Source organism: Pseudomonas bubulae, assembly GCF_900618535.1.
Taxonomy (GTDB): domain Bacteria; phylum Pseudomonadota; class Gammaproteobacteria; order Pseudomonadales; family Pseudomonadaceae; genus Aquipseudomonas; species Aquipseudomonas bubulae.
Window position 1 is genome coordinate 1 of record NZ_UYJA01000004.1, and the last position, 13,350, is coordinate 13,350.

15 protein-coding genes are annotated in these 13,350 nt (G+C 56.1%); 9 read left to right on the forward strand and 6 right to left on the reverse strand.

The window, feature by feature from the left end; genetic code table 11:
* Positions 1-461: 461 nt before the first annotated feature.
* A complete protein-coding gene (tyrS, locus tag PPTH39_RS14470; RefSeq protein WP_094999963.1) occupies positions 462-1,661 on the reverse strand; it encodes a tyrosine--tRNA ligase in 1,200 nt (399 codons plus the stop codon).
* A 213-nt stretch (positions 1,662-1,874) separates the two neighbouring features.
* Here tyrS and PPTH39_RS14475 point away from each other — a divergent pair, with 213 nt between their 5' ends.
* Both PPTH39_RS14475 and PPTH39_RS14480 read left to right on the forward strand, forming a co-directional pair.
* Positions 1,875-3,284 carry a peptidoglycan DD-metalloendopeptidase family protein gene (locus PPTH39_RS14475; RefSeq protein WP_094999962.1) on the forward strand — a complete coding sequence of 470 codons (1,410 nt, stop codon included), beginning with the start codon at positions 1,875-1,877 and terminating at the stop codon, positions 3,282-3,284.
* A 3-nt stretch (positions 3,285-3,287) separates the two neighbouring features.
* Positions 3,288-4,379: an anhydro-N-acetylmuramic acid kinase gene (locus PPTH39_RS14480; RefSeq protein WP_130872127.1), complete on the forward strand. Its 1,092-nt coding sequence runs from the start codon at positions 3,288-3,290 to the stop codon at positions 4,377-4,379.
* Positions 4,380-4,452: 73 nt separating this feature from the next.
* Here PPTH39_RS14480 and erpA read toward each other — a convergent pair whose 3' ends face one another.
* Positions 4,453-4,803: an iron-sulfur cluster insertion protein ErpA gene (erpA, locus tag PPTH39_RS14485; RefSeq protein ID WP_016782396.1), complete on the reverse strand. Its 351-nt coding sequence runs from the start codon at positions 4,801-4,803 to the stop codon at positions 4,453-4,455.
* A 148-nt stretch (positions 4,804-4,951) separates the two neighbouring features.
* Positions 4,952-5,986: an N-acetyl-gamma-glutamyl-phosphate reductase gene (gene argC, locus PPTH39_RS14490; protein WP_095020428.1), complete on the reverse strand. Its 1,035-nt coding sequence runs from the start codon at positions 5,984-5,986 to the stop codon at positions 4,952-4,954.
* A 133-nt stretch (positions 5,987-6,119) separates the two neighbouring features.
* On the opposite strand from argC, the gene hemJ reads away from it, so the two are divergent.
* From hemJ to coq7, 6 genes are all read left to right on the forward strand, one after another.
* Positions 6,120-6,545 carry a protoporphyrinogen oxidase HemJ gene (gene hemJ, locus PPTH39_RS14495; protein ID WP_088378834.1) on the forward strand — a complete coding sequence of 142 codons (426 nt, stop codon included), beginning with the start codon at positions 6,120-6,122 and terminating at the stop codon, positions 6,543-6,545.
* Between the two features lie 30 nt (positions 6,546-6,575).
* The gene (locus tag PPTH39_RS14500) at positions 6,576-7,535 is read left to right on the forward strand and encodes an NAD(P)H-dependent flavin oxidoreductase (protein ID WP_094999958.1); all 960 of its coding nucleotides are present in this window, start codon (positions 6,576-6,578) and stop codon (positions 7,533-7,535) included.
* Positions 7,536-7,597: 62 nt separating this feature from the next.
* Positions 7,598-8,113: a DUF805 domain-containing protein gene (locus PPTH39_RS14505; protein WP_094999957.1), complete on the forward strand. Its 516-nt coding sequence runs from the start codon at positions 7,598-7,600 to the stop codon at positions 8,111-8,113.
* Between the two features lie 76 nt (positions 8,114-8,189).
* The gene (locus PPTH39_RS14510; protein WP_095019508.1) at positions 8,190-8,978 is read left to right on the forward strand and encodes an SDR family NAD(P)-dependent oxidoreductase; all 789 of its coding nucleotides are present in this window, start codon (positions 8,190-8,192) and stop codon (positions 8,976-8,978) included.
* Positions 8,979-9,044: 66 nt separating this feature from the next.
* Entirely contained in the window at positions 9,045-9,383 is a 339-nt protein-coding gene (locus PPTH39_RS14515) for a histidine triad nucleotide-binding protein (protein ID WP_094999955.1), read from the forward strand.
* A 118-nt stretch (positions 9,384-9,501) separates the two neighbouring features.
* Positions 9,502-10,149, forward strand: coding sequence for a 2-polyprenyl-3-methyl-6-methoxy-1,4-benzoquinone monooxygenase (gene coq7, locus PPTH39_RS14520; protein WP_094999954.1), 648 nt, complete (start codon positions 9,502-9,504; stop codon positions 10,147-10,149).
* Between the two features lie 165 nt (positions 10,150-10,314).
* Here coq7 and speD read toward each other — a convergent pair whose 3' ends face one another.
* Together speD and PPTH39_RS14530 are read right to left on the reverse strand one after the other, a co-directional pair.
* A complete protein-coding gene (speD, locus tag PPTH39_RS14525) occupies positions 10,315-11,106 on the reverse strand; it encodes an adenosylmethionine decarboxylase (protein WP_016782404.1) in 792 nt (263 codons plus the stop codon).
* A 240-nt stretch (positions 11,107-11,346) separates the two neighbouring features.
* Positions 11,347-11,769 carry an OsmC family protein gene (locus PPTH39_RS14530; RefSeq protein ID WP_016782405.1) on the reverse strand — a complete coding sequence of 141 codons (423 nt, stop codon included), beginning with the start codon at positions 11,767-11,769 and terminating at the stop codon, positions 11,347-11,349.
* A 222-nt stretch (positions 11,770-11,991) separates the two neighbouring features.
* Between PPTH39_RS14530 and crp the strand changes: the two genes are divergently transcribed.
* Entirely contained in the window at positions 11,992-12,636 is a 645-nt protein-coding gene (crp, locus tag PPTH39_RS14535; RefSeq protein WP_094999953.1) for a cAMP-activated global transcriptional regulator CRP, read from the forward strand.
* Here crp and PPTH39_RS14540 read toward each other — a convergent pair.
* Complete coding sequence (locus PPTH39_RS14540) at positions 12,633-13,334, reverse strand: lipoate--protein ligase family protein (protein ID WP_095019507.1); 702 nt, start codon at positions 13,332-13,334, stop codon at positions 12,633-12,635. The genes crp and PPTH39_RS14540 overlap by 4 nt on opposite strands.
* Between the last annotated feature and the right edge of the window lie 16 nt (positions 13,335-13,350).

The window sequence follows — 13,350 nt, forward strand, 5'->3', positions numbered from 1 at the left end:
GTTGGTTACATCTTTGATTTCTCGCGGAGTAACTTGTGATGCTGATAATCTTGTTGACTATCAGTCTGACTCCACAAGCACCCACACGAATTGCTTGATTCAATTGTTAAAGAGCGGTTGGTCAGCTTTCGCTGTACCGAGGCGCGCATTCTACAGCAGCCTCTGTTGCTGTCAAGCGGTTATTTTAAGATGTTTTCAAAGTTTCCTCTGTAACATCAACCACTTGCGCTTTCGATCTCTCGTTAGCGGGAGGCGAATTCTACAGCGTTACACGCTGCTGTCAACACCTCATTTCCTGCTTCGATGACTTGAAGCTGACACCACCGAAAACCATCCAACTCATTGAAACTCAAGGAGTTTTCCGTTTCGACTGCGCCGGAAGTGGGGCGAATTATAGACAGTTACAATTCCGAGTCAAGGGTTAATTGAACAAACCTATCAATTAACCCTAAACCCCAGCATTACTCGGCTTTCAGGGTGATTCGCGCGAAAGCCTTCTTACCTGCCTGACACACATGGGTGGAACCCAATGCATATATATAGGTGCGATCAACCACTTCACCATCTATACGCACACCACCCGACCCCAGCAGGTCGCGCGCCACTGCAGAGTTCTTCACCAGGCCCGCTTTATTAAGGACAGCAGCAATAGGCATATCCTCAGTAGCAGTCAGTTCAACCTCCGGCAGATCATCAGGCAGCTCGCCATCCTTCATCCGGTTACCGGCGCCACGATGCGCATTGGCAGCAGCCTCCTCACCGTGGAAGCGGGCAACAATCTCTTCAGCCAGCTTGATCTTGATGTCTCGAGGATTGGCACCGGCTTCGACTTCAGCCTTGAATGCATTGATTTCGTCCATGGAACGAAAGCTCAGCAATTCAAAGTAACGCCACATCAGAGCATCAGGAATGGAAACCAGCTTGCTGTACATCACGCCTGGCGCTTCCTGGATACCGACATAGTTACCCAGGGACTTTGACATCTTCTTGACGCCATCCAGACCTTCGAGCAAAGGCATGGTCACAATACACTGAGCTTCCTGACCGTAGCCGCGCTGCAACTCACGACCCATCAGCAAGTTGAACTTCTGATCAGTACCGCCCAACTCAACGTCTGCCTTGAGCGCAACCGAGTCATAACCCTGCACAAGCGGATAAAGGAACTCGTGAATCGCGATAGGCTGATTGGTGGTGTAGCGCTTGTCGAAGTCATCGCGCTCAAGCATGCGAGCAACGGTGTATTGAGAGGTAAGCCGAATGAAGTCGGCAGGCCCCATTTGATCCATCCAGGTGGAGTTGAATGCCACCTCGGTTTTTGCCGGATCAAGGATCTTGAACACCTGAGTCTTGTAGGTCTCGGCGTTCTCGAGCACCTGCTCACGCGTCAGCGGTGGACGGGTTGCGCTTTTGCCACTTGGATCACCGATCATCCCGGTGAAATCACCAATCAGGAAGATCACCTGATGACCCAGTTCCTGGAACTGGCGCAGCTTATTAATAAGCACGGTATGACCCAAGTGCAGATCGGGCGCCGTAGGGTCGAAGCCGGCCTTGATACGCAACGGCTGACCGCGCTTGAGTTTCTCGACCAATTCAGACTCGACCAGTACCTCTTCGGCACCCCGCTTGATTAGCGCTAGCTGCTCTTCTACCGACTTCATATCAGACCCGTAAGGCTCAAATTCAAAGGGAACCAACGATACAAGATCAGGGACTAATTACAAGTTCCGGCAGGCATACGGCCGACTATCCGCGCGCGAATGGTTCGCAGACTTGCTTCAAGGGCGATTTGGTTATATTTTATACAGTTATTTCATATTCATTGTGTCAGTCATCTTTTCCAATTCATCCTTATCTCAAAGTCAAAATCATCTATGACCAGTCAACCGCCTAAAGCGCCACCGCTTTATCCGAAGACCCACCTGCTTGCCGCAAGTGGTATCGCCGCCCTCTTAAGTCTGGCCTTGCTGGTATTTCCCTCCAGCGAAGTAGAAGCCAAAAGAACGACCCTGAATCTGGAGCTGGAAAGCCCGGCAGAACAACTGACACAAGATCAAGACGCTGCAGATCTCGTTCAAGCCACAAATGAAGCGAATCCATCGCCATTTGCCCAGATTGAACAGCAGGACAGCGCCCCGGTAGCGACCGCCAAAGTCGAGCCAGAAGTTGCCCCTGCCCCAAGCCACCGCGAAGTGATCGTCAGCAAGGGCGATACGCTTTCAACCCTGTTCCAGAAGGTCGGCCTGCCTGCGACCTCCGTGCATGAAGTACTGGCAAGCGACAAGCAAGCCAAGCAGTTCAGCCAGCTCAAGCACGGCCAGAAACTCGAATTTGAAATGAGCCCCGACGGTCAGCAACTGAACAAGCTGCACAGCCAGGTCAGCGACCTGGAGACCATCACCCTCAACAAAACCGCCAAAGGCTATACCTTTCGCCGCGTGACCACCCAGCCGACCATGCGCTCGGCGTATGCACACGGCGTGATCAGCAGCTCCCTGTCTGTTTCGGGTCAGCGCGCTGGCTTGCCACACAGCACCACGATGGATATGGCCAAAGTATTCGGTTACGACATCGACTTCGCCCAGGACATTCGCCCTGGCGACCAGTTTGAAGTGATCTATGAGCAGAAAGTGATCAACGGCAAAACCGTTGGCACCGGCAATATCCTCTCTGCACGCTTTACCAACCGCGGCAAAACCTTCACCGCAGTGCGCTATACCAATAAACAGGGGATCAGCAATTACTACACCGCTGATGGCAGCAGCATGCGCAAGGCATTCATCCGCACACCGGTGGACTTTGCCCGTATCAGCTCGCGCTTTTCCTCAGGCCGCAAGCACCCGATCCTGAACAAGATCCGCGCCCACAAAGGTGTGGATTACGCAGCGCCACGCGGTACTCCAATCAAGGCTACCGGTGACGGCAAAGTGCTTCTAGCCGGCCGTCGGGGAGGCTATGGCAACACCGTGATCATTCAACACGGCAACACCTACCGTACCCTTTACGGGCACATGCAAGGCTTCGCCAAGGGCGTGAAAACCGGCGGTTCGGTCAAGCAGGGCCAGGTGATTGGCTATATCGGCACTACCGGCCTTTCGACCGGCCCGCACTTGCACTACGAATTCCAGGTTAACGGCGTACACGTTGACCCGCTGGGCCAGAAACTGCCGATGGCCGACCCGATCGCCAAGGCCGAACGCACCCGCTTCCTGCAGCAGAGCCAGCCGTTGATGGCGCGCATGAACCAGGAAAAGGCCACTCTTCTGGCCTCGAGCAAGCGCTAAGCCATGGCCCTCTATATAGGCGTGATGTCCGGAACCAGCCTGGACGGTATGGACATTGCCCTTATAGAGCTGGAGGCAGGCATCAGGTTGCTCGCCACCCATTACACCCCCATGCCGAAGGCCTTGCGCAGCGAGTTGCTTGGCTTGTGCGCCAGCGGCGCAGATGAAGTGGCCCGCTGTGCAATTGCCGAAAACCACTGGGTCGAGCTGGCGGCTCAGGGCGTCAACACCCTTCTCGCACAGCAACAACTCTCCCCTGCTGATATCCGCGCAATCGGCAGTCATGGTCAGACCATTCGCCACGAGCCCGCCCGGGGCTTTACCGTGCAGATCGGCAATCCGGCACTGCTGGCCGAACTGACTGACATCTGCGTCGTCGGTGATTTCCGTCGTCGCGATGTGGCTGCCGGGGGCCAGGGCGCGCCCTTGGTTCCTGCGTTCCACGAGGCCTTGTTCACAGGTGAAGGCGGCAACCGCGCGGTACTGAACGTAGGCGGCTTCAGTAATCTGAGCCTGATAGCCCCCGCCCTTCCCGTTGCAGGATTCGACTGCGGCCCCGGAAACGTCTTGCTGGATGCCTGGATACAGGAAAAACGTGGCGAACTCTATGACCGCAACGGCGACTGGGCAGCCAGCGGCAAGGTTGAACCGCTGCTGCTCAACGCCCTGCTCAGCGACCCGTTCTTCCAGACCCAGGGCCCAAAAAGCACAGGCCGTGAGGTATTCAACCTCGCATGGCTGAAGCAGCACCTGTTCAATCTGCCGACCTTTCCTGCCGAAGACGTTCAAGCAACCTTGCTGGAACTCACCGCACAGACCATCGTGCAGTCGCTGCAAACAGCCCAGCCACACACGGACGAGCTGCTGGTATGCGGTGGTGGCGCCCATAACGCAGCCTTGATGGCCCGCCTTGGCGATTTGCTTGCACCCGCTCGAGTGAGCAGCACCCAGGCCAAGGGGGTTGACCCTGACTGGGTTGAAGCCATGGCCTTTGCCTGGCTTGCCCACTGCTGCCTGGAAGGCATCCCCACCAACCGCCCCAGCGTTACCGGCGCACGCGGCCTTCGCGTGCTGGGCGCCATCTACCCCGCCTGACTCCTCCGCCAAACGCCAGACAGCAAAACGCCGCGAATCGACGCGGCGTTGAGTTTAAAGCCTGTTAATGCAATCAGATCGAGAACGACGAGCCGCAACCACAGGTGGTGGTGGCATTCGGGTTCTTGATTACAAAGCGCGAGCCTTCCAGACCTTCCTGATAATCCACCTCGGCACCCGCCAGGTACTGGAAGCTCATGGGATCGACCACCAGGCTAACGCCTTCGCGCTCAACCAGGGTGTCGTCATCGGCCACTTCTTCATCGAAGGTGAAGCCATACTGAAAACCGGAACAACCGCCGCCCGTAACGAATACGCGCAACTTCAAACGATCATTACCCTCTTCATCGACCAGGCTCTTCACCTTGTGCGCAGCACCTTCGGTGAATTGCAAAGCCATGGGGGTGAAGGATTCGACGCTCATGCTGACTATCTCCCGGCGTTATGCCGCCATAATGCGTGATGACGCGCATTATCCGCTTCTCCTAGAAAAGCGGTCAACTATTCATAAGTAGCAACGGCAAGCGAAGCACTGCCCGCTTGCCGTTTGAAGCCGCAAATCTACGCTGCAATCAAGGCAACATCCCAGCATGGGACAAGCCCAGACGCTCATCCAGACCGAACATGATGTTCATGTTCTGCACGGCCTGGCCAGACGCGCCCTTGACCAGGTTGTCGATCACCGACAACACCACCACCAGGTCGCCATCCTGCGGACGATGCACCGCAATACGGCATACGTTGGCACCGCGAACGCTACGGGTTTCCGGGTGGCTGCCAGCCGGCATCACATCGACGAAAGGTTCGTTGGCATAGCGCTTCTCGTACAAGGCCTGCAGATCAACGGAGCGATCAACCACGGTTGCGTACAGCGTGGAATGGATACCACGGATCATCGGCGTCAAATGCGGAACGAAGGTCAGCCCCACATCCTTGCCCGCTGCGCGGCGCAGACCCTGACGAATTTCTGGCAAATGACGATGACCTTTAACGGCATACGCCTTCATGCTTTCTGACGTTTCGGCATACAGCGCGCCCACACTGGCACCCCGACCGGCACCGCTCACACCTGACTTGCAGTCAGCAATCAACTGCGTCGTCTCTGCAAGACCGGCCTCCAGAAGCGGCAGGAAACCCAACTGCGCCGAGGTCGGATAGCAACCTGGCACAGCGATCAAGCGGGCCTTTTTGATTTGCTCGCGGTTTACTTCCGGCAGGCCGTATACGGCTTCGTCCAGTAATTCTGGCGCACCGTGGGGCTGACCGTACCACTTGGCCCACTCTTCGGCATCCTGCAGACGGAAGTCAGCAGAGAGGTCGATAACTTTGGTGCCTGCGGCCAGCAGTTCACCCGCCAGGGCATGGGCTACGCCGTGAGGTGTAGCGAAGAACACCACATCGCACGCGCCCAGGGTTTGCGTGTCCGGCACGCTGAAGGCCAGGCCGTCATAGTGGCCGCGCAGGTTGGGATACATATCGGCAACCGGCAGGCCCGCCTCGGATCGAGAAGTGATGACTACCACTTCTGCCTGCGGATGCTGTGCCAGCAAACGCAGCAATTCGACCCCGGTGTAACCCGTGCCGCCGACAATACCGACCTTGACCATAACCTGCCCTCAACGAAACCACTGGAAAGCCTTTGATAATAGGGTCAGCGCGCCCCTGCGACAACCGCCAAGGTGACTCACAGACGCTCTACTACTACTATTTGATCTACCGTGAACCTGGGAATAACTAAAAATGCTTTATCTATGGCTAAAAGCCTTCCACATCATCAGCATTGTCTGCTGGTTTGCAGGCCTTTTTTACTTGCCCCGCCTCTTTGTTTACCACGCACAAAGCGAAGATTCCGTCAGCAAAGAACGCTTCAGCATCATGGAACGCAAGCTGTATCGCGGCATCATGGGGCCTGCAATGATTGCGACCCTGATCTTCGGCGGCTGGCTATTGTGGCTAAGCCCAGGCTTTCTCAGCCAAGGCTGGATGCACGCCAAGTTGACACTGGTGTTTCTGCTGATTGGTTATCACCATATGTGCGGCGCACAGGTAAAGCGTTTTGCCCGTGGTGAAAACAAACGCACTCACGTGTTCTACCGTTGGTTCAACGAAGTGCCGGTGGTGTTCTTGCTGGCTATCGTAATTCTGGTGGTGGTCAAACCGTTTTAAACTCACATCCTGACTAGCCGAGGTTATCCAATGTCGCTGCCCGCCCTGCTTGAACAACGCTTGCGCCTGCCGGTAGTTGCTGCGCCCATGTTTCTGATTTCCAACCCGCAACTGGTGCTGGCCTGCTGTCGCAACGGGGTAGTGGGCAGCTTCCCTGCACTCAACCAGCGTGAAAGCAGCGGGTTCAAGGCCTGGCTGGAAGAGATCGAAGCCGGGCTCGCCACATTGGATAACCCTGCGCCCTACGCCGTGAACCTGATCGTGCACAACAGCAACCCACGGCTACAGGCCGACCTGGCGATCTGCATCGAGCACAAGGTGCCCATCGTCATTACCAGCCTGGGCGCAGTCAAAGAGGTGGTGGATGCCGTCCACAGTTATGGCGGGCTGGTGTTCCACGATGTCACCACCCGTCGTCATGCCGAAAAAGCCGCAGAAGCCGGGGTCGACGGGCTGATTGCCGTCGCCGCCGGAGCCGGTGGCCATGCGGGCACCTGGAGCCCGTTTGCATTGCTGGCCGAAATTCGCCAGTTCTTCGACAAAACCGTATTGCTCTCGGGTTGCCTGAACCACGGCCACGAGATCCTGGCCGCGCAGATTATGGGCGCAGACCTTGCCTACCTCGGCACGCGCTTTATCGCTACACAAGAGAGCCAAGCGCCTGATGCCTACAAAGAGATGCTGCTGGCATCCCGCGCTGCCGATATCATCCACACCCCGGCAGTGTCAGGGGTACCCGCCAGCTTTATGCGCCAAAGCCTTGAAAATGCAGGTTTCGACCTTGCGGCACTCCAGGGCAAAAGCGAAGCCAGGCTCAAACCGCTGACCGATGAAGCCAAAGCATGGAAAACGGTCTGGTCTGCGGGCCAAGGCGTAGGAGAAATCCACGATCTACCCACCACCGATCAATTGATTGCACGCCTCGATGAGGAATACCGCAAGGCGCATAACCTCACTTCGACGCTGGCCCGACATTGGCCGCATCACTGACAGCACCAAGCCCGCCAATCCCGGCGGGCTTTTGTTAAACACATCCGGACAAGGAAGCCACCATGCCCGAGCTGAGCCTGGACAAAACCCCTCAAGAACACTACGCACCGCTTGACCCTTTGGGATTCAGCGGCCGGATCGGGCGTTTACGGCTACTGGCCTGGAGCATGATCATCAGCATCATCGCCATGATCACGTCACTGCTGGTGCTGCTTGCCGTCAAGGTTTCCCCCACGCTTGGCATTACCTGTGGTGCAACGCTCACATTGGCCTACTTCATCATCAGCCTGAGAATCAGCGCCCAGCGTTTACACGACATAAACTGGTCTGCCTGGATGCTGTTGCTGCATCTGGTGCCAGTGGCCAATCTGGTTCTGTCCCTCATGATGCTGCTGATGCCCGGCACGCCCGGCCCAAATAAATATGGCCCGCCGCCACCGCCCAACAGCCGGGCCGTCAACGTGCTGGCGGCAATCACGATCTTTTTGATTGGATTGGGCATTTGCGCGATGGTTGCCGTGCTGGCTTTGGGCCTGATGACTGCGGTGATCAACGCAGTGAACAGCAACAGCCTGTAGACTGCGTGCCTTAATGAACGCGTTAACGCCAGGGACATCATTGTCACCGGACTGTACCGTTGCAATGGAGAACAGCATGACCCGTTACGCTTTAATCACTGGCGCCACAAGCGGCATTGGCCTGGCCCTGGCTGAAGCCCTTGCCCGACGTGGGCGCAGCCTGATTTTGGTGGCCCGCCAACGGGATGCGCTGGAAACCATTGCCCTTGAGCTGACCCAGCGTTTCGGTATCGAGGTGTTGTTCCGCGCCTGTGATCTTGGCGAGCCCCTGCGCCTGTCCGGTTTTTTGCTCGAACTCGAAGAAGGCGATCGTCAGATCGACCTGCTGGTCAACTGCGCGGGCATAGGCACCTGCGGGCCGTTCCTGGCCCACGACTGGAGTGCCGAACAAGATCTGATCGAGCTCAATGTGCTGGCGCTCACCCGCTTGTGCCACGCCGTCGGCAATATGATGGCCGTCCAGGGCGGTGGGCAAATTCTCAATGTAGCTTCGATCGCCGCCTTCCAGCCCGGGCCCTGGCTCAGCACCTACTTTGCGAGCAAGGCCTATGTGCTGCATTTTTCCGAAGGTTTGCGCGAGGAAGTGAAAAAAACCGGCATCAAGGTTTCAGTCCTTTGCCCCGGCATCACCCGCACCCGTTTTTTTGATGCGGCCAACATGAATACCGACGCCATCAAGCAAAGTACCAGCGCCATGACCCCAGAAGAGGTTGCGCTCTACACTGTGCGCGCACTCGACAAAAACAGGGCGATCATCATTCCCGGGCGGCGCAATCGCTGGATAACTCGCTTGCCACGCCTGCTCTCACGCTGGATGACGCGAAAAATAGCCGCCTCAGTCAACAAATCCTACTGCCCTCGTTAACGAGGCTGGGCGTAACTGACTGCCCTGAGTACACTCAGACCGGACTTCACTCACGGAGACACAGCTTTGGATACTCTGTTCACCAAGATCATCAACCGCGAAATACCCGCCAAGATCATCTATGAAGACGATCAAGTGTTGGCTTTTCACGATATCGCCCCACAAGCACCGGTCCACTTTCTGGTTATCCCGAAAAAACCGATCCGCACGCTCAACGACCTGACCGAAGAAGACAAGCCGCTGGCAGGCCATATCCTGTTCACGGCACAGCGTCTGGCCAAAGAGCTGGGCTGCGAAGACGGCTTTCGCGTGGTGATGAACTGCAATGAAAAGGGCGGTCAGACCGTCTACCACATTCATATGCATGTTCTGGGTCAGCGCCAGATGAACTGGCCGCCGGGTTGATTGATCAATAACTATGACGCGTGAGCCCGATGGCTCTCGCGTTCACCCGTGATCCAACGCAAACCCCGGCTGCGGGATTGGGGTAAACTGACCGCCGTGATTTTTTCCGGAGGTAAGCATGACTACCCAACGTCACTACTCGCCGATTGACCGTCTTCTGTTACAAGCCGATACCGCCTTGCGAACACTTCTGCCGTTCAGCGGTCAGCCGCATCGGCCGTCGCCTGCCATCGTCAAACCTGAACACCCTTTGGACCCACAGGCCAAGCGTCATGTTGCCGGTCTGATGCGTATCAACCATACCGGCGAAGTCTGTGCTCAAGCCTTGTATCAAGGCCAGGCGCTGACAGCCAAGCTTCCCCATGTGCGTGAGGCGATGGAACATGCCGCGGAAGAAGAAATCGATCATCTGGCCTGGTGTGAACAACGCATCCGTCAACTGGATAGCCACCCCAGCGTGCTGAACCCGTTATTTTACGGCATGTCCTTTGGGATAGGCGCCGCTGCCGGCTTGATTAGTGACAAGGTCAGCCTGGGGTTCGTGGCAGCGACTGAAGATCAGGTGTGCAAGCATCTGAACGAGCATCTTGAGCAACTGCCGCCTGAGGATGAAAAGTCCCGGGCAATTCTTGAGCAAATGCGTATCGACGAAGAACAGCACGCAGAGTCCGCGCTCAATGCCGGCGGTTTTCGCTTCCCTGCCCCAGTGAAGTTCGGCATGAGCCTGATGGCCAAGGTCATGACCAAAAGCACCTACCGGATCTGACAGCACAGTCTTTGTGCAAGCAGGCCAGTTTGCGATTCACGCGCCGCGGCCTTTCTGTCTAACCGTGGTCAGGCCATCGCGAGCAAGCCCGCTCCCACAGGGGTTCTGCGAAGCACAAAAAAAGGCGGCTACCGTGAGGTAGCCGCCTTTTTATATGCCGAGAATTTACGCCATGTTGCGCGCGTAGAAAATCTCGAGCATTTCGTGTTTCACCCGTTCAGTGACCTGGGCGCGCTGTTCAACCGACAGATTGCTGGTGGCATCGCCGAACAGGTAGTTATCCAGTTCGAACTCCTTGAGCAGCATCTTGGTGTGGAACAGGTTTTCCTGGTACACATTTACGTCGGTCATCTGGTAACCGTCGCGGGTGTCTTCGGAGAGGTAGTTCTGGATCGAGTTGATCTCGTGATCGATAAAGTGCTTTTTGCCTTCCACGTCACGGGTGAAACCCCGTACACGGTAATCGACAGTCACGATATCCGAATCAAACTGATGGATCAGATAGTTGAGAGCTTTAAGCGGTGAAATAACGCCGCACGTCGACACGTCAATATCCACACGGAATGTTGCAATCCCATCAACCGGATGAATTTCCGGGTAGGTATGCACCGTGATATGGCTTTTGTCGAGGTGAGCCAGGATGGTCTCGGGCAGCGGGCCTGGGGACTCTTCGATCTGGCTTTCGGTAGGTATTACCGGCTGCTCGGAGATCAGAATAGTCACGCTGGCGCCTTGGGGGTCGTAATCCTGACGGGCAATGTTCAGGATGTTGGCACCAATGATATCAACCACATCTGTAAGGATCTGCGTCAGGCGCTCTGCGTCGTACTCTTGATTGATGTACTCAACATATGCCTGCTGGTCTTGCGGGGTTTCCGCATAACAGATGTCATAGATGTTGAAGCTCAAGGTCTTTGTCAGGTTATTGAACCCGTGGAGCTTGAGTTTGCTTTTCACCGTTATAAAACTCTCTATGTCGATGCGGCTCGGCCGCGTGATCCAGCATGCCCGTCAAGTGCGTGGGACGCACCTGCGTAGGACGGTTAACACCTCTTCGCGATGGCGATTTTGGTTATCTGTTCGGACATGCGGCCGGGAATCAACCCCGCCACTACCCTGAAAAAAGTGGCGCATTATGCAGACGTCAGCGACTGATCGCCAGAGTCTGCATCGCTTTTATGAAAATTGAATGTCCGCTCAGGCCAGTTCAATAATTTCATAGTCATGGCTGATGGCAACACCCGCAGCGCCGAGCATGATCGAAGCCGAACAATACTTCTCGGCCGACAGCTCGATGGCGCGCTTGACCTGGGCTTCTTTCAAACCACGACCCTTGACCACAAAGTGCAGGTGTATTTTGGTGAACACCTTTGGATCTTCGGTGGCGCGCTCAGCCTCCAGAAACGCTTCACAGCTCTCAACCGCCTGACGCGACTTCTTGAGAATGCTGACCACGTCAAAGTTGCTGCAGCCGCCGAGGCCCAACAGCAGCATTTCCATCGGACGCACGCCCAGGTTGCGACCGCCACTCTCAGGCGGGCCATCCATTACAACAACGTGGCCACTACCGGATTCGCCCAAAAACATGGCTTCGCCAGCCCATTGAATGCGTGCCTTCATCGCCCAGACTCCACTGTTTTAAAAGGGGCGCCAGCTTAGCACAGGGCCAGAAACTCATAACTCGCCGCACTGAAGCGTTTCTCCGATAAGCCACTCTGAAAATTCTACTAACCACACAGAACCTGTCTGGTAAGCTGGCGCCAAATAGCCGGCGCCAGCCAGCTAGCACTCTATATAAAAATAGATCTGACCCTTACTGTGCCAGCTTTTCGGGAAACAACCATGGTTGCTCTTACTCCCATACCCAAGATCAAAAACCTCGACAAGTTTTTGACTTTTTGCCAGCGCAAACGCTACCCCGCCAAGAGCAATATCATCTGCGCTGGCGAATCTTCACACACCCTGTTTTTCATCATCAAAGGCTCGGTAACGGTTTTGATTGAAGACGAGGAAGGTCGTGAAATGATCATTGCCTACCTCAATAGCGGCGACTTTATCGGCGAGCTGGGTCTGTTTGAACAGGCAGGCCAGGAGCAGACGCGCAGTGCATGGGTTCGAGCCAAGACCGAGTGCGAAGTTGCTGAAATCAGCTACCCAAAATTCCGAGAGTACACCCAGCAAGAACCAGAAATTCTTTACGCGATGAGTGGCCAAATCGCACAGCGCCTGCGCAACACCACACGCAAGGTCGGTGATCTTGCGTTCTTTGATGTCACCGGAAGAGTGGCTCGCTGCCTGCTGGAACTGTGCAAGCAACCGGACGCCATGACCCATCCCGATGGCATGCAAATCAAGATCACTCGGCAGGAAATCGGCAGGATTGTCGGCTGTTCGCGAGAGATGGTAGGACGCGTACTCAAAAGCCTGGAAGAACAGAACCTGGTAAGCGTCAAAGGCAAGACCATGGTGGTGTTCGGTACGCGCTAAACCTTGAGCAAGGGCGCCAGGAGCTGTTGATAACTGGCACTCAGGCGCTCAAAGAAATCCGGAGCGGCAAAGGCCTCGTGCAGCGCAATATGGCTGTCGGCCATGCAATGTTGCTCCAGATCGCATAACCGATTGAATCGATTGACTGCAGCCACCATCGACTCACGTTCGTTATCCACCAGCAAGGCACCGTGCACAAGACCGACAGGGCGCTGCCCGCCTTTGCTCTGGCGCCAGCGCTGGGCGGTGCCTACCAGTTTTCGGGCATTGAGATTGACGTTGAAGCGACCATCACAAAACGCGCCTTCAACCTCCCCCAAAGACGCCTCCCCACCCAATTGCGTCAACAAATCACAGATGGGCTCGCACAAACGGCGATAAGCCGTTTCGATACGCCCATGATCGCCTTCACTGGGTAAAGGTGCGTAAACCAGGGCAATATTGACGGTCGATGCCGATTGCGGAACGGGTTCGCCACCGGTTTCACGCAGCAGGATTGGCCAGCCACTGGCAGCCAGTTCGACACTGGCCTGCTCAAAACCGGGCAGGCGACTCAAGCGCCGTGGCATGACCAGCGCCCGGTCGGTGGGCTGCCAGAACAGCACACCCGCCTCGCACTCACCGGCACACACAGATGCCAATAAATCCTGTTCGGCCTTGAGGCCGGCTTCGACGGTGAGTTGCTGAATGGGTGTCATGGGATTCCTTATCAGA